Source organism: Streptomyces polygonati, from assembly GCF_042650325.1.
Classification (GTDB): domain Bacteria; phylum Actinomycetota; class Actinomycetes; order Streptomycetales; family Streptomycetaceae; genus Actinacidiphila; species Actinacidiphila polygonati.
The window spans coordinates 160,484-176,681 of record NZ_JBHSBB010000012.1; the positions used below are offsets into that span (position 1 = coordinate 160,484).

The 16,198-nt window shown below is 70.4% G+C and carries 15 protein-coding genes; 8 read left to right on the forward strand and 7 right to left on the reverse strand.

Annotation, left to right across the window (positions count from 1 at the left end; translation table 11 throughout):
• The first annotated feature begins 317 nt into the window (after positions 1-317).
• Positions 318-1,928 carry a discoidin domain-containing protein gene (locus ACFO3J_RS17910; protein WP_386430444.1) on the forward strand — a complete coding sequence of 537 codons (1,611 nt, stop codon included), beginning with the start codon at positions 318-320 and terminating at the stop codon, positions 1,926-1,928.
• A 39-nt stretch (positions 1,929-1,967) separates the two neighbouring features.
• Here ACFO3J_RS17910 and ACFO3J_RS17915 read toward each other — a convergent pair whose 3' ends face one another.
• Complete coding sequence (locus ACFO3J_RS17915) at positions 1,968-2,408, reverse strand: hypothetical protein (RefSeq protein ID WP_386430445.1); 441 nt, start codon at positions 2,406-2,408, stop codon at positions 1,968-1,970.
• A 364-nt stretch (positions 2,409-2,772) separates the two neighbouring features.
• Between ACFO3J_RS17915 and ACFO3J_RS17920 the strand changes: the two genes are divergently transcribed.
• Complete coding sequence (locus ACFO3J_RS17920; RefSeq protein WP_386430446.1) at positions 2,773-3,732, forward strand: hypothetical protein; 960 nt, start codon at positions 2,773-2,775, stop codon at positions 3,730-3,732.
• A gap of 202 nt (positions 3,733-3,934) precedes the next feature.
• Entirely contained in the window at positions 3,935-4,903 is a 969-nt protein-coding gene (locus ACFO3J_RS17925) for a lysylphosphatidylglycerol synthase transmembrane domain-containing protein (protein ID WP_386430447.1), read from the forward strand.
• 279 nt (positions 4,904-5,182) lie between these two features.
• Here ACFO3J_RS17925 and ACFO3J_RS17930 read toward each other — a convergent pair whose 3' ends face one another.
• The 5 genes from ACFO3J_RS17930 to ACFO3J_RS17950 form a co-directional block, all read right to left on the reverse strand.
• Positions 5,183-5,659, reverse strand: a complete 477-nt coding sequence (locus ACFO3J_RS17930; RefSeq protein ID WP_386430448.1) for a hypothetical protein — start codon at positions 5,657-5,659, stop codon at positions 5,183-5,185.
• A 334-nt stretch (positions 5,660-5,993) separates the two neighbouring features.
• Positions 5,994-6,326 carry a putative quinol monooxygenase gene (locus ACFO3J_RS17935; protein WP_386430449.1) on the reverse strand — a complete coding sequence of 111 codons (333 nt, stop codon included), beginning with the start codon at positions 6,324-6,326 and terminating at the stop codon, positions 5,994-5,996.
• A 65-nt stretch (positions 6,327-6,391) separates the two neighbouring features.
• Positions 6,392-7,657 carry a 3-deoxy-7-phosphoheptulonate synthase gene (locus ACFO3J_RS17940; RefSeq protein ID WP_386430450.1) on the reverse strand — a complete coding sequence of 422 codons (1,266 nt, stop codon included), beginning with the start codon at positions 7,655-7,657 and terminating at the stop codon, positions 6,392-6,394.
• Positions 7,658-7,754: 97 nt separating this feature from the next.
• Positions 7,755-8,459, reverse strand: coding sequence for an O-methyltransferase (locus tag ACFO3J_RS17945; RefSeq protein WP_386430451.1), 705 nt, complete (start codon positions 8,457-8,459; stop codon positions 7,755-7,757).
• A 79-nt stretch (positions 8,460-8,538) separates the two neighbouring features.
• On the reverse strand, positions 8,539-9,345 hold the full coding sequence (locus ACFO3J_RS17950) for a hypothetical protein (RefSeq protein ID WP_386430452.1): 807 nt from the start codon (positions 9,343-9,345) through the stop codon (positions 8,539-8,541).
• Between the two features lie 543 nt (positions 9,346-9,888).
• Between ACFO3J_RS17950 and ACFO3J_RS17955 the strand changes: the two genes are divergently transcribed.
• Complete coding sequence (locus ACFO3J_RS17955) at positions 9,889-11,526, forward strand: class I adenylate-forming enzyme family protein (protein WP_386430453.1); 1,638 nt, start codon at positions 9,889-9,891, stop codon at positions 11,524-11,526.
• A gap of 38 nt (positions 11,527-11,564) precedes the next feature.
• Here ACFO3J_RS17955 and ACFO3J_RS17960 read toward each other — a convergent pair whose 3' ends face one another.
• Entirely contained in the window at positions 11,565-12,440 is an 876-nt protein-coding gene (locus ACFO3J_RS17960) for a LysR family transcriptional regulator (protein ID WP_386430454.1), read from the reverse strand.
• A gap of 171 nt (positions 12,441-12,611) precedes the next feature.
• On the opposite strand from ACFO3J_RS17960, the gene ACFO3J_RS17965 reads away from it, so the two are divergent.
• The 4 genes from ACFO3J_RS17965 to ACFO3J_RS17980 are packed head-to-tail and all read left to right on the forward strand — an operon-like array spanning position 12,612 to position 16,167.
• A complete protein-coding gene (locus tag ACFO3J_RS17965) occupies positions 12,612-14,024 on the forward strand; it encodes an MFS transporter (protein ID WP_386430455.1) in 1,413 nt (470 codons plus the stop codon).
• A gap of 48 nt (positions 14,025-14,072) precedes the next feature.
• Positions 14,073-14,681 carry a VOC family protein gene (locus ACFO3J_RS17970; protein ID WP_386430456.1) on the forward strand — a complete coding sequence of 203 codons (609 nt, stop codon included), beginning with the start codon at positions 14,073-14,075 and terminating at the stop codon, positions 14,679-14,681.
• Positions 14,678-14,932 carry a hypothetical protein gene (locus tag ACFO3J_RS17975; RefSeq protein ID WP_386430457.1) on the forward strand — a complete coding sequence of 85 codons (255 nt, stop codon included), beginning with the start codon at positions 14,678-14,680 and terminating at the stop codon, positions 14,930-14,932. Before ACFO3J_RS17970 ends, ACFO3J_RS17975 begins: the two co-directional genes overlap by 4 nt.
• On the forward strand, positions 14,929-16,167 hold the full coding sequence (locus ACFO3J_RS17980; protein WP_386430458.1) for an FAD-dependent monooxygenase: 1,239 nt from the start codon (positions 14,929-14,931) through the stop codon (positions 16,165-16,167). Before ACFO3J_RS17975 ends, ACFO3J_RS17980 begins: the two co-directional genes overlap by 4 nt.
• Positions 16,168-16,198: the final 31 nt, after the last annotated feature.

Consider the following 16,198-nt stretch of genomic DNA (forward strand, 5'->3'; position numbering starts at 1 on the left):
CCGTGCCCGGCCGTTTCAACAGCCTGATCCGGTCTGTCCCTTGATGCGGAAGCGGGGCGCCCGGTACGGTGCTCGAACCGCCGGGCATGGTGTCGGATCATGACCGACACTTATATAGATTAATAATCTAACTGCCCCGCAGGGACGGGATCCCCGCTGATCGACTCCCGCCCCCTCCCACTCCGACTCCCCCACACCACCGCCCACAGCCCGATCGCACGAAGCAGGCCTGCCTCGCACGGTGAATGTCGGAGTGCCGTGCTCAGGGGGCGGCCGCCCGGGCCCAGGCGGATCACTGAACGACAAGGAAGAAGTTCATGCGAACAACTCTGCGCAGGCTGCTGGCGCTCTCCGTCCCCCTGGGACTCGTCCTGCCACTCGCGGCGACGGCCACCACCTCCGCCGCCTCCCCCACTTCTGCGGACGCGACGGCGTTCACCGGCACCTGGGGGGCCGCGATGCAGTCCGCGGGTCCCACGTTCGCCCAGCAGACACTGCGGCAGATCGTGCACACCACGATCGGCGGCACGAGCGCCCGTATCCACCTCTCGAACGCCTTCGGCACCTCGCCCGTGACGCTCTCCGACATCCACTTGGCCGAACCGGGCGCGAACGGCGCGGTCGACACCTCGACGGATCGCGCCCTGACGTTCAACGGCGCCTCGTCGGTGACGATCCCGGCGGGCGGCAGCGCGGTCAGCGACACCGCGGCGTTCGCCGTCCCCTCCGACGCCGACCTGGCAGTGAGCTTCTACCTGCCGCAGTCCGCACAGTCGACCTGGCACCAGACCGCCGACGTGACCAACTACTCCGCGCCCGGAGACCAGAGCGGCTCCGCGACGCTCTCCGGCGCGCAGACCAACACCAACGACAACTTCCTCGCCGGCCTGGACGTCCAGAACACCGCCTCACCTGGTGCGGTGGTCGCCTTCGGCGCCTCGATCACCGACGCGATCTCCTCGACCTTCGGGGCGTACCACCGGTGGCCCGACCTGTTCTCGGACCGCCTGCTGGACAGCGGCCGGGCGGTCGGCGTCATCAACGAAGGCATCTCCGGCAACGGTCTGATCTTCGACGGGGGCGGTCAGAAAGCCACCACCCGCTTCCAGCGCGACGTCCTGGACCAGTCCGGCGTGAAGTGGGTGGTCTTCGGCGACGACGTCATCAACGACCTGCTCAACTCCAACCCGCCGACGATCTCCCAGATCGAGTCCTCCTTCTCGCAACTGGTCACCGCCGCGCACGCGCACGGCGTGGCCTTCCTCTGCTCGACGCTGACCCCGTTCAAGGGCACCACCGGATGGACGCAGAACCGCGAGGACATCCGGCAGGCCTACAACGCCTTCCTGCGCACGTCGTCCAGCGGCTGCGACGCGGTGAACGACGTGGACACGGCCACCCATGATCCGTCCAATCCGCAGGCGTACCTGCCGGCCTTCGACTCCGGCGACCACCTGCACCCCAACGACGCGGGAATGCAGGCCATCGCGAACGCCGTTCCGCTGAGCGCCTTCGGCGCGCCCACCGCCGCGCCGCGGGTCAACCTCGCGCTCGGCCGGCCCGTCCAGACCTCCAGCGTGGAGTCCGGCAGCACGATGTCGGGCGCCAACGCCGTGGACGGCAACCGCGCGACCCGCTGGGCCAGCGGTTCCGGCGACCCGCAGTCGCTCGCCGTGGACCTCGGCCAGACCCGCACACTGACCCAGGTCGAACTGAACTGGGAGACGGCGTACGCCAGTTCCTGGCAGCTCCAGGTCTCACCCAACGGATCGTCAGCGTGGCAGACCATAGCCTCGTCCACCACCGGGCGCGGCGGCGACGTCCAGGTCCCGGTCAGCAGCAGCGGCCGCTGGGTGCGGGTGCTGGGCACGGTACGGGGCACCCAGTACGGCTACTCCCTCTGGGAGTTCGGCGTCTACGGGCAGTAGCCCGCCACGGCCCCGGTTCTCACCGGCCGGGGACGGCGGTCAGCGGCGGCCGGTGGCCAGGATGACGAGGAACTGGCCGCCGCCCGCCTCGATGTCGGCGGTCACCGGCAGGCCCGGTACCAGTCGGGAGAAGCGGTCCACCAGCCAGTCCGCCGCCTCCTGGGCGTCCCGCCCGGTCGGACAACGTCCCACGATCTCGCGGCCCCCCTTGCGCTCCAGCCTCCCGGCAACGGCGAGCAGCGGTGCCGGTTCGACCACGTACAGGCGGTCCGGCCAGGCGATCACCACCTTGACCGCGCCCTTGCGAGTGTTGCACCCGCGGTGGGCGAGCCGCTCGGCGACCTTGGCCTTCCGGTCGGCGGTCCGGCTGTCAACGCTGGGCCCCCTTGGGTCGTTCACCGACTTGTCGGGGTCGACCGGTTCGTCGCACACCCAGCAGCGCCAGCCGTCGCGCTCGGCCACATCATCAAGAAGACTCACCCGAGCAAACTACTCAACTTGAACGCGTGATGTCGGCCGGATCGCGGTGGACATGCCGATCGACGGCTGCTGGACACTGCCGGGGCCGGTCGGCGCGGGCTCCGCAAGCGTTGGGGTACGCATGGCAACGGCTCTACGCCAATGGCGGCGAGGCGGCTATCGACATGGGGCGGGCAGAGCCGCGCATACGCGCCACTCTGCGCCCTTTCTGCGTTCGAGCTCCCTCTCGTCCTGGTTGGCAGGACGGCCCAGGCAGGGAAGGGTGGACATGACCGCGATGAGGCGGCGGTCCCGGCGGGGGCACGGGGGAAGCGACAGGGAGGCTCCCGGCGGACCGGACCAGAGGTACGAGGGGGAAACACTCATGTGGGAAGAGCTCAAAGCCGAGCTCGGCGCCAGCGGTGCCTTCACGGAGGGCGATCCGTTCTGGCACATCACCGGAAGGAACAAGACGACGTTCCGTGCGGCGCCGGTATTTCTGGATGATCTGCGGATTCTCCGGAAACTGGCGACGCTGCTGACCGCCGATCGCTCCGAGTCGAGCCAGGTGGTGAGGCAGTACCGCATCGTGCTGGCCGGCTTCGAGGATGACGCCAGGGCCGCGCGCACCGCACTGGGGATCACGGCCGACGGCCAGTTCGCGACGCCCGCCGATCTCGACGCGCTGCTGCCGACCTATCGGGCCCTGCAGTACGAGGGTCTGGTGCTCGAGGCGCCGACGATCCCGGCCACCGCCGGCGCCTTCGCTCTCAGCCGCCACCCGGCATCGGTCTACGAGTTCATCCAGTTCCACGCGCTCTACATCTCCGCTGTCAAGGCGTTCCGGCTCCAAAGCGTCCAGACGCCGGGGGCGAAGTTCGTGCCACCGGACCCGCAACTGATCGGGAACCTCTACGACATGAGCCTCAGGGCAGCCGAGGCCACCGGAATCGGACCGGCACCCCAGCTCGGCACCTCCGCCGACTGGAGGTCGTACGCACCGGACTTCGCCACGAAACTGAAGGGCGCCGCCCAGGCGGAGAAACTCAACTTCGGCAGCACGCGCGCCCTGGCCGGTCACGCACTCAAGCACATGCTCAAGGACGGCTGGACCTTCCCGGAAAACCAGGGGCTGATGGACGCCGTGGTGGCCGGATACCTCACCGACGCCCGGAAACTCATCGTGAGCGCTCCGCTCGACACGGGCATGCCCAGCGCGCTGTCCCAGTGGGGCACGACCCGCACGTACTACTTCGGGACCACCGGCGAACACGTGGCGATGGCGGCGGTCAACGAGCGCGGCGAAGCCTGGATCACCACCTACTACACGGACACGCGCACCTGACGGGCCTGCGCTGGTCGAAGGCCGCACCGCGCAAGCCCCCGCAGCGCCGACAGCGGCGCCCTCGTCGGCCGGAGGGGTATCTCCCTCCGGCCACCGGGACGCCCGCCAGTTGTCGGCCGGACGACGCCGGAAGGTCCCGCGCGCCGGGAAAGACGGGAGTAACGCCCAGCAGGTGCAGACCGAGCAAGGACGGCCCAGACCGATGGCCCTACTCCGCGTGCCCCTTACGACACCCTTTCCGCGTCGGCTGACACTACGCCGGATCGCGTGTCTCGTCCCGATCACCGTGGTCGCCGTCTGGATGGTCCGGCACTGGCAGGTCATCGCCTCCGGTGGCCGCGGACTGCTCGGCGCCAACGCCTACTGGCTGCTGGTGGCGTTGACGCTCACCGGGGTCGGCCTGGTCACCGTCTCCTTCACCCGGCAAGGAGCGATTCTCGAACCGCTGCCCGCCGGAAAGCTGTTCGCCACGCAGTTCGCCGCGGGCGCCGCCAACCACCTGCTCCCGGCCGGGCTCGGTGCCGACGCGGTGAACCTGCGCTTCCTCAAAGGCCGCGGGCTGCCGCTGGCCACCTGCACGGCCGCGCTCGCCCTCTACTCCGTGGCCCAGAGCACCTCGCGGATCGTGCTCCTGCTGACCCTGCTGGTCGTCTTTCCCCACGCGCTGCGGCTCAGCGGCGTCCTGCCGCACGCGCCCGCGCTCCTGCTCCTCTCCGCGGGCGGAGGGCTGATCTGCACGACCGTGCTCGCGGTGATCGTCGTACGGCGGCTGCGCGGGACCATCGGCACCTTCGTGGGCACCGCGCTGACCAACGCACGGTCCGTGCACGCCCGTCCGGCCCGGGCCTTCGCCCTGTGGGGCGGCGCGCTGGCGTACCCGGCCCTGCAGGCAACCGAATTCGCGGTGATCGCCCTGGCGCTCGACATGCCGGTGGCCTCGATCCATGTCGCCATCGCGTATCTCGCCGGCGCCAGCGCGGCCGCGGGCGTGCCGAGCCCGGGCGGTCTCGGCACCGTGGACACGGCGCTCGTCGTCGCCCTCATGAGCGCCGGCTCCCCGGTCGGCATCGCCACCTCCACCGTCCTCGGCTACCGGATCATCACCGTCTGGCTGCCGCTGCTCCCCGCGGCGTTGATGCTCGGCGCACTCGTCCGCCGGAAGGTGATCTGAGAGCCGCGCGTTCACCGCTGCGGCATCAGCCGTACACCAGCGGGTAGTCGCAGGTGCTCGTACCGTCGTGGAGCGAGTTGTCGCCCAGACCGATATTGGGGTGCTGCACGGGGACGCTTCCTCCGCTCCTCGAGTTCTCCCACGTGTCATTCCAGTAGTTCTCCGCGGTGGAGCAGGTGAGTGTCCGTTGTCCGCTCGGCCGATCGGTCCGGCCACGGGAGGAGGATCAAGTCCTGCTCCGCGAGCGCGTCCATCGCCGGTCCCGCGGCCGGGTACTCGTCAGTAGGCCGTGATGTCCCAGTGGTTGCCCTCGTCGCAGTAGAGGTTGCCGGAGGCGGCTTGCCACTGCGGGTAACCGTCGCCGCGGAGACCGACGTAACTGAAGCTGTTGTGGATGTAGCCGTCGATGCAGGAGTTGTGCGAGATGTCGACCTTGTAGCCGTTGTAGTGGCTGTAGGTGCCGGACGCGTGGCCGACTTCGGTGCCGCCGGTGATGTTGATGGCGCAGCCGCTGGCGTTCTTCAGGGTGATGATCGTGCTCACCGTGCCGGAGTTGATCTGGTCGAACGACGTGCACGTCGAGTTGGAGCGGGTGGTGCAGTTGCCGCTGGAGCTCCAGGTGACGCCTGCGGCCCGGAGGTCACTCGCGGCCGCCGACTGCGACATCTTCGTACCACTGGCGCCGGCGGTCGGCGCCATGAGGCCAAGTCCGATCACGGCCAGAATGATGGGAGCGAGAAGCCTGCGCGGGTTCATTCTTCCTCCTGGAACCGGTGGTAGTCCCACCGGGTGACGGCCGGCACAGCAGAACAGCATCGGCCTCCCCACTTCTCCGCGCATTGAAACGGACATGACAATACGAACCGATCCCCCGGGGGTGATGAGAGGGGCCGGCCGAAGGCGATACCTGACGAATCGGCACTATCGCCTTCGGCCGGTTCCTTGAGTCCACTGCGCCACAGCTTGCCGGTCTGTGGATGGATGCCCAGTACCCGGCATGCCCTTGTCACCGCGGGTGTACGGGTGATCGATCTTTGGAACGGAAGCCCGAAGAAGGGGAACTTCGCGCGGTGGACCGTCGGGAAGGGCGTCAGCTCTCCGGGTGGTGCACGGAGTACACCGTGTAAGCGTGCGGGTCCGGCTTGGCCAGGGCGGCCGCCCGGTCCCGGTAGACCTGGACATCGGGGTCGGACATGGTCGCCCGGATGTCGGCCTTGCTGCGCCACTGGGCGAAGTAGAGCAGTCGCTTGCCGTCGTTGCTGGTGAGGATGTTCACCGAGATGCAGCCGGGGCGGTGCCGGATGAACTTCTCGGCGCCCTCGTTCATCACCTCGGCGAGTTCTTTCTGCTTCTCGGGTTCGACGTCGAAGACGTTGATCATGGCGATGGTGCCGTCGCCGGTGCGGATGACGCTCTCACTCATGAGTCGGTCCTTCCTCTGGTGTTCTCGAATTCCTTCGTGGCGGGGCATCTCGGTGTGCCGTGGGCTCAGCGCAGCGCCGGGTTCGCCGCACGGCTGGCGCTCCGGGCGTGCGGGTTCGCCCACGCGCGGGCCACCTCGACGGCTTGGGCCAGGTTGAGGCGGGGGTCGCAGTGGGATGCGTGGGGGGCGGGTCCGGACGCTTCCCCGTCGCCGGAGTCGAGTTCGGAAGGATCCCTCCAGACGCACTCGGTGACGTCGTACGGGGTGGTTTCCAGATGCAGTCCGGCAGCCGTACCGCCCGCCTCGGCGACCGCCTGCTGAAAGGCCCGCACCTCGGACACGATCGTCCGCACCGACCGGACCTTCGTTCCGTTCGGTGACTTGACGGTGTTGCCGTGCATCGGGTCGCACAGCCACGCGACGCTGTGGCCGGCCCGGTGGACGGCGGCGACCAGCGGCGGGAGCGCGGTGGCGACCGCCGCTACGCCCATCCGGGCGATCAGCGTGAGTCGGCCGCGCTCGCGCTCGGGGTCCAGCCGGGCGCACAGGGCGAGCAGGTCCTGCGGCCGGCTCGTCGGCCCGACCTTGCAGGCGACCGGGTTGGCCACCTGCGACAGCATCATGGCGTGCGGGCCGTCCGGCTGCCGGGTCCGCTCGCCGATCCAGGGCAGATGGGTGGAGGTGAGCAGGGTCTCTCCGGTCGGGGCGCGCCGCAGCAGCGGCAACTCGTAGTCGAAGACGAGCGCCTCGTGGCTGGTCCACACGGGAGCGCCGGTGGGCAGCACACTGCCGTCGGCGCGCCGCCGCAGGGAGGACACGGCGGCGTGGGCGGCGTGGTAGCAGTCCAGCATGCGCCGTGGGTCGGCCTGCCGGGCCGCCGGTGTGGGCTCGGGACCGTTGATCAAGTGGCCTCGGTAGACCGGTAGTTCGACGCCACCGACGGTCTCGGTCGTGGCACTGCGCGGCTTGGCGAACTGTCCTGCGATCCGGCCGATCCGCAGCACCGGCTTGCCCGTACCCGCCGTCATCACTTCGGCCAGCGTGTCGAGCAGAGCCGCCTTGCGCGTGACGGCCGACGGTTCGCACTCCGCCGGGTCCTCGGCACAGTCACCCGCCTGGATGATCTGGTAGCGGCCGTCCGCCGCCTCGGCCAGCAGGGTCCGCAGCCGGCGGATCTCCTCCCAAACGACGAGGCCGGATGATCGGGACAGCTCGGCGCGGACCGCCGCCGCCCGGACCGGATCGCTCCACTCCGGCTGCTGGCCGGCCGGGCCCAGGCGCGAGGGCCAGTCCGCACCGGGGTCGACGAAGCGGCTCCCGGTGACGGGCATGGGGTGCGGTTCGCCTGATCGGACTCCCCCGGTCACGTCCGTCCTCCTGCGGGTCGGCGCCGATGGTGCGGGATTCGTGGTGGGCCGGCCGCTGCCATCAGGCGGCGATCTCGCCGGACGGCAGCCGCCGGGCCATGGTCAGGCCGTCGGCGACCGGCAGCATGATCAGCTCGACGCGGTCGTCCCGGCGGGCGTGCTCGTTGAACGCGTGGACGGCGGCGGCCTTCTCACCGGGGTGCTCGTCGATCACCTCGCCGCTGAAGAGGGTGTTGTCGACCAGCAGCAGCGCACCGGGGCGCATGCGCGGCACCAACTCCTCCCAGTAGCCGATATAACCGGGTTTGTCCGCGTCGATGAAGGCCAGATCCAGGTGCGGTCCGGCGGGCAGCGCCCGAAGCGTGTCCAGCGCGGGGCCGAGCCGCAGTTCTATGCGGTCGGCCACGTCGGCGCGCGCCCAGAACTCGCGGGCCAGGGCGGTCCACTCGGCCGACACGTCGCAGGTGGTCAGCGAGCCGCCGACGGGCAGCCCGCGCGCCAGGCACAGCGAGGAGTAACCGGTGAAGGTCCCTACCTCTACGACGCGTACGGCGCCCAGCAGCCGCACCAGGAAGGTGAGCAGAGCGCCCTCCTCCGGCGCGACGGTCATGTGCGCCTGGTCGGGGACGGTCTCCCTCGTACGCTCGATCAGTTCGGCCAGCAGCGGATCGGGGGTCATCCGGCCCTGGGCGAGCAGGTAGGTGTGCAACTCCGGGGTGAGAGCCAGATTCCGCTGGCTCAGCGTGTCGTTGCGCAGCACGGGCATTCTCCCAAGTGTGTGAAGGGACGGTGCGCAGCTCTCGGGCGGAACACGCCTCGGGGCGGGTATGTCCGGGGCCCACGCCTCAGCCGGTTCGCCGGGGCTCCGTGGGCCAGGCGGTGTAGGCGCGGCGCACCGCCTCGGTCTCCACGGGCAGCCGGTCGGTGAACGTTCGTAGATCGCCGGCGCAGTGCAGCTCGAACCGGCGGCACCGGGCCGGATGTCCGTGGTCCCGGACGAAGTACATGACGGTCGAACCCTGGGGACCGCCTTCGCTGGGGTTGTGGCCGCCGCCTTCCCACAGCAGGCCCGCCTCGGTGCGCCAAGCGGTGACGAGCCCGGCCAGCAGGGGCGGGTCCGGGCGGGGCACCACGAACGCGGTGTGCTGCTCGAAGCCGTAGGCGACCTCCGACTCCTCGATCCGCCGGTCGAAGGCGCGGCTGTCGCGGGGGAAGAGGAAGGCCTCGACCGCGGCATGACGTCGTCCGTCCGGCAGGTCCAGCCGGAGCCGCGCGATGTGGACGTCGCACTCCGTCGGGTCGAGCCCGTAGCGCTCGCTCAGCCGGCGGCGGACCACCGTGCTCGCCACGGTGGGGAGGGGGGCCAGGCCGCGGTTCTCCAGTTCGCGCAAGCCGGCCGCGAGGGTACGGGGGAACAGCAGTACCGCGCAGTGGTCGAACACGCAGTTCTCGTCGGTCAGTGGCATGGCCTTGCCGCCCGCCGCGGCCGGCGCGAGCAGGGACGTCGACGCCGAGGCCGTCGAGGCGAGACGGGCGTCGCGGACGGCGTCCTCCAACCGCCGCCGGTCGGCGCCGGAGAACGCGCTGTCCCGGAAGGCGCCGCCGAACCGTAACTGTGCATGCGCTTCGCCGGAAGGGCGTGCGACGGACATCGATACCTCCTGCGTCGGGGCCAGTCGGAATTCTGTGGTGCTCCGTGTTTTCCGGCAAGACCTCGCTGTGATCGAACGAAGCACATCAGGACAGGCGGCCGGAGCGCAGCTCGGAAAACGCCGTGAATGGGCAGGACAACCCGCGTTCTCCGGTTTTCACGATGGCTTGTATTGACACCGTCGAACGATGTGGCGGAGCCCGGGTCGGAGCATTGTCCGGAGCCGGGAGCCCCGGCTTGATCCATCAATTTTCCTTACCGGAATCCGGCCCCGCGGTGCTTTCCGAGGGCACATGCCATGTCCCGGACGTGGGGGTGTTCGTCCCTGCCGATGGCTGGCATCGGCAGGGACGAACAACCGCACGCGGCCCGCTGCTTTCCTCGGCCGTCAGCCGAGATATAGCGATCTCTTATCGGGTCCGACCCGGCCGGCCGCATGGTGGGAACTCTTATCGGCATCCTCTGGACGATCCGTGACGGTGCCGCCCAGAATTCGTGTCGGCAATGCGGTGACTGTTCGTCCTGCGACAGACGGAGGATCTTGGTGAACACTCCCCTCACGGAATCGCCGCCGGTTTTCCCGACGTTCTCCGAAGCCTTGGAGCGTGCCGCCTTCCGCCGGACGGACCCCGCGGTGTGGGACGACGGCCGGTGGCGGAGCTGGCACGACTGTCTGGTCCAGGCCGAGCGGACCGCCGGCGCCCTGCACCGAAGAGGGCTCAGGGCCGGTGACGTGCTCGCGGCTCAGCTGCCGAATTGCTGGGAACTCCTGGTCCTGCACGCGGCCACGGCCAGGCTCGGGGTGCTCATGCTGCCCCTGCACTGTGCCTACGGTGCTCACGAGGTACGGTCACTGATCGAGCAGTCGGGCGCGACCGCGCTGGTGGCACGGGACTCCTACCGCGGCCACGACCGTGTGCGGGAGATCATCGCGCTGCGCGAGCGCTGCACGTCCTTGCGGCACGTGTGGCTCTCCGCCGGCGGTCCGTCGAGCGACCTCCTGCCGAGTTCGGCCGAGCTGCTGGCCGAGGACCCGGATCCGACCACGCGGCTGCCGAAGCCCCCGCGGGACCCGTACACGCCCCTGGTGCTCCTGGCGTCCTCCGGGACGACATCCCAGCGTCCGAAGCTGTGCGTGCACAGCCACGGCGGCCTGCTCGGCAACGCCGCGGCCGTCGCGGCGGACGGCGGGCTCGGCCCCACCGATACGATCGTCTCCGCGAGCCCGCTCAGCCACGCCTTCGGACTGCTCTCCGTGCACCTGGCCCTGGTCGTCGGCGGCGGAGTCGGCCTCTTCGACGGGTGGGACGCCGAGCGCTTCCTCGGCGCGCTGCGTGCCGCCTCGGCCACCGCGGCGTTCGCGGTCCCGGCCCAACTGCGCGACCTTGTCTTCCGGTCGGAGCAGAGCGCGTCGGACGTTCGGCCGCCCCTCGGTCTGCGGGAGGTGCGCACCGGCGGCGCTCCCGTGCCCCGCGAGCTGGTCGACGGTGTACGGCGGACTCTGGGCGCGAGGCTCATCGTGCAGTGGGGTATGACGGAGATCGGGGCGGGGACCTACACCCGTCCCGACGACCCGCCCGAAGCGGCCTTCACGATCGGGCGGCCGGTGTCCGGCGGCGAGGTCAGGGTGCTGGGCAAGGACGGAACCCCCGCGGAACCGGGTGAGGTCGGCGAACTGCACTACCGCAGCCCCTATGTGTTCGCCGGCTACTTCGACGCTCCCGAGCTGACCCGGGCCACCTTCACCGACGACGGCTGGCTGCGTTCCGGCGATCTTGGAGTTCTCAACCCCGACGGTTCGGTCGGCTACCGGGGCCGTACCGACGAACTGATCAACCGCGGTGGACTGAAATTCAGCGCGCTGGAGGTGGAGGAACTGCTCAACGACCTGCCGCAGCTTGCCCTGCACGCGGTGGTGGCACGCCCTGATCCGCGCCTGGGCCAGCGCTCGTGCCTGCTGGCCACGCTTCACGAGGGCGCCCGTCTGTCCCTGGACGAGGTGACCGCGCACCTGTCCCGTAAGGGGCTGGCCACATACAAGCTTCCCGAACAACTGGTTGTCGTCGATCGGTTGCCGACCACGGTCACCGGCAAGATCGCCCGTGCCCGGCTTCGGACGGTCCCGCTGCCGCCGGCGATCCCGCCGCGGCCCGTGCCCGAGCCGGTGGAGGCGGCGCAGTGATCCGGGGCCGGGCGGTTCCCCCGGGCCCGCGCCCGGGGTCAGCCTCCCAGCTGACCGCGCAGCACCGTCTGGAAGCCGGTGAGGGTCGGATTGGCGGAGTTACGGTCCAGCCACGTCATGGTCACCGTCGTCCGCAGTTCGGTGTCGCCGATCTCCACGATGGCCACCTCACCGCGGTTGGCCTGGCCGCGTACCGAGACCAGCGGCAGCAGCGCGCAGCCCATACCGGCCGCCACGCACGCGCCGAGGGTGCCGATGCCCGACACCTCGGTGATCGGTTCCTGGGGGGCGACGGACCCGAAGGCGCGGTCGAACATCTCCCGGAAACCGCATCCCTGCTCGGTGACCAGGAAGGACTCCTTGGCCAGCTCGGCCAGGGGGGCCCGGCCGCACTCGGCCAGCCGGTGGCCGGGCGGCACGATGACCACCAGCGGTTCCTCGGCCAGCGTTTCCGCGCGCAGGACCGGGTCGGCCGGCGGGTCGCCGAAGGTCAGACACAGGTCCAAGTCCCCCCGGCGCACCGCGTCGTACAACTGACCGCGGTTGTGCTGCCCCACCCGTACCCGTGCCTGCGGGTACAGCGAGCGGTAGTGCAGGAGCACCTCCGGCAGCAGATACCGGCCCAGCGTCTCCAGCGCGCCGACCGCCAGTTCCGTGCCGGGTCGGGCGACCGCGAAGCGGGCCTCCTCGAGCAGTTTGAGGAGGCGGTCGGTGTACTCCGCGAGGACGACGCCCTGCTGGGTCAGCCGGACCCGCCGCTGCGACCGATCGAGCAGTTCCACCCCCAGTTCCCGTTCGAGCGACTGTATTTGGTCGCTGACGCTGGACTGCGCGTAGTGCAGTTCCCTGGCCGCCTGGGTAACACTGAGTGTCCGGGCAACCCTCTCGAACGTTCGAAGATGCCGTAATTCCATGAGCCCGAGACCCCCTCTGACGATCTATCGGCTGAGCCGATGATACCCATAGGGCATTCCCGTCGTCATCGTCGTCAACCGGCCTTGCCGGTCCGGTTGAATGGCTTGTCCCGCCTGTCGACGACCCGGTTCGGGCGGTGGAAACAGCGACTCCGATACCGAGGAGAACACATGGCAACGCAGGCTGGAGCGCAGCCCGTCGTCGCACCGGCACGACCCGACAAGCCGTCACGTACCCTGCTGATCGGGCTCTCGCTCGGCTATTTCATGGTCCTGCTGGACATGACGATCGTCTCGGTGGCACTTCCCGCGATCTCCGATTACCTGCACGTCGGATTAAGCGGTCTGCAATGGGTCACCAACGGCTACACCATCACCTTCGCGGCCCTCCTGCTCACCGCGGGCTGGCTGTCGGACCGTTACGGCGGCCGCCGGGTGTTCCTCTGCGGGCTGGTGGCGTTCGGCCTGCTGTCGGGCGTCTCGGCCGCCGCGACGACCCTCCCGGTCCTGGTGGTGCTGCGGCTGGCACTGGGCGCCGCCGGAGCGCTGCTGCTCCCGGCCTCGCTCGCCGTGATCACCAACGCCTACACCGACCCCGCCGAGCGCGCCCGCGCGGTGGGTTCCTGGGCGGCGATCACCGGGGCGGCGCTCGCCGCCGGACCCGTGGTCGGCGGCGTGCTGACCGACGCCGTCGGCTGGCGCGCCATCTTCCTGATCAACGTGCCGGTCGCGCTGGCCAGTTTCGTCATCACCGTACGGATGGCTCCCGAGACCGCGCGCAAGCAGCGCAGCGGCCTTGACCTGTCCGGGCAGGTCAGCGGCATCGTCGCGCTGGCCGCCCTGGTGTACGCGCTGATCGAGGGCCCCGACAAGGGCTGGACGGCCGCCGCGGTGCTCGGGGCCTTCGCGCTCACGCTGGTCGCCGCGGTGGCGTTCGTTCTCGCCGAGACACGGGCCGGTGACGCGGCGATGCTCCCGCTGCGCATGTTCCGCAGCCGCGGCTTCTCGGCCGCGCTGGCGGCCGGCCTGTTCGCGAACTTCGGCCTTTCCGGGCTGCTCTTCGTGCTGTCGCTGTTCTTCCAGGACGGCCGCGGCGAATCCTCGTTCGTCGCCGGTCTGTCCTTCCTCCCGCTGACCCTGCCGACCGCCTTCAACCCGCTTTACACCGGGCGCCTGGTCGGCCGGATCGGACCGCGCCGCCCGGCCACGATCGGCTTCGTCCTGATGGGCGTCGGGGCACTGGTGCAGGCGCCGTTCACCGGCGACTCCACCGGCGCGGTGGTGGCCACCGAGGTGGGTCTGCTGGCCTTCGGCTTCGGTGTCTCCTTCGCGCTCCCCGCGCTGGTCGCCGGAGTCGCCTCCACGGTCCCGCCGGAGCTGGCCGGCATCGGCGCGGGAACGCTCAATTCGGCACGCCAGATCGGCGCCTCACTCGGTGTCGCCGTCCTCGGCGTGGTGCTCGACCTGTCCTCGTCCAACGCCGCCGGCACCCGCTGGGCGCTGGTCACCGGCGGGGCGGTCCTGCTGCTCGGCGCCCTCATCAGCGGCGGACTGCGGGGAAGGACCCCGGCTCCGGCGCGCTGACCCCGTCCCGGCGGAGCCCCTTCCGCCGTTCTGCCTCCAGGAGGAGCATTGGGAACCGCATCGCCGTCCACGCGTCCACCGGCCGATCAGCCGAGCCTGCGCGTCGGCGGAGTCGATCACCTGGCCTTCGTCACCTGGAAGCCGCGGGCGACCTACGAGTTCTACACCCGGGTACTGGGGATGCCCCTGGTGCACGCGATCACGGCGACCGGCTGGGTCACCGACGACTACCCGGACTTCGTGCACTTCTTCTTCGAGTCGGGCAAGGGGAACCGGATCGCGTTCTTCTACTACTTCGGGCTGCCGGAGGAGGAGCCGCCGAGCGACCTCATGCACCGTTCCCGGCACGTCGCCTTCCACGTCGACACCGAGGAGGACCTGCTGGCCTGGCGCGGCCGGCTGAAGGCCCATGGGGTGCGGGTCACGACCCCGCTGGCCCACGAGCTGATCGAGTCGATCTACTTCGACGACCCCAACGGCCTCCAACTGGAGATCACCAGACCGCTCCGCGAGATGTCCGGGATCGACGCCCGCGACGCGGAGTTGACGGTGCGGGCGCTCATCGACGTCGCCGAGTCCCCCCATCCCCGGGCGCAGTCGCTGTGGCAGCGGAAGGCGGAACTCGTCCGGAAGAGCGCGGAGGTGTCGGACCTGTGACCGTCGCGCTGTACGTACTCGACGTGCCGGAGTTCGAACCCCTGGTCCGGGCCGCCAGAACGGCCGGGATGGAAGTCCGTGGAAGCGGTGACTATCTGGAACTCACCGCCGGCGGGGACGAGGTGCTGCTGCGCAGGGAAGGGACCGGCATCCGCACCGCGCTGTGGCACGCGGCGCTGACCGGCGGACTCGACGCGCGCATCGTGTCCTTCACCTCGGACATCATCCACCTGACGGGAGAGGGGCAGTGAGCGCGCCCGCCGCCGGCCCGACCACGCGTCACCCCGTCCTGGTGGTCGGCGCGGGCCCGGCCGGGCTCAGCGCCGCGCTGGCACTGCGCGACGCCGGCCTGCCCGCCACGGTCCTGGAGCGGCGTACCGAGGACACCGTCCGACCGGGCAGCCGAGCCGCCTATCTGCACGGAGCGTCACTGCGCGAGCTGGAACGGCTCAGCCCCGGCCTCGGGCACCGGATCGCCGCCCATGGCCTGATGTGGGCCACCAAGCGTTCGTACTGGGCCGGGCAGGAGATCTACACCCGGACCTATCCGCCCTCGGGCCGCGACGGTCTGCCGCCGTTCACCAGCCTTCCGCAGGTCGCGACGGAGGACATGATGGTCACCGCGTGCCGGGAGCGCGGGGTGCGGTTCCACTGGGGTGTCGAGGTGAAGTCGGCCGGCACCTCCCCCGACGGGGTGCGGTTGGCGGACGCCGCGGGCCGTGAATGGCGGGCGGACTACGTGATCGCGGCGGACGGTTCCCGGTCGGCGCTGCGGTCCGCCATCAGCAGCCCATTGGAAGGTCCGCGCTCCGAGAACACCTTCGTGGTGGTCGACCTCGACGACGACCCCGCTCACCCGGTACCGGTGGAGCGGGTCTTCCACTACAGACACCCGGGAGTCGGCGGACGCAACGTGCTGATCGTCCCGTTCGCGGGCGGCTGGCGGGTCGACCTCAATCTGCTGGTGAACGACGACCCGGACAAGTTCATCTCACCGGAGGGCCTGCGCCGGTGGATTCCCCGGGTGATGCCCGCGTCGTACGGTGAGCGCGTGCGCTGGGTGTCGACCTATCGGTTCGCGCAGCAGGTCGCGGCCCGCTTCACCGACGCCGACCACCGGGTGCTGCTGACGGGCGAGGCGGCCCACCTCTTCGCCCCGTTCGGCGCGCGCGGGATGAACTCCAGTGTGCCGGACGCGGTTCGGGCGGTGGACGCCGTCCGAGCGGCGCTGGCGGCCGACGGCCCCGGGAGGGCCGCGGCGGAGATCGGCCGGTTCGCCGAGGAGCGGAAGGAAGCGGCGCGTTACAACCGCGCCTGCGCCAACGCGGCCCTGGAGCACATGCTGGCGCACCGCCCGACTGTCTGGTTGCGGCGGCGCGCCGCGGCCACCGTGGCCATAGCCGGGCGCAAGGCGGGGGCGTGGCTGGATTCCGCGCCCTACGGGCCGAAGCTGGCGCAGCGCGGGGCGGCCAGGAGTTCCTACTGACGGCTGACCCCGGCCGGCGATGAACCCCGCG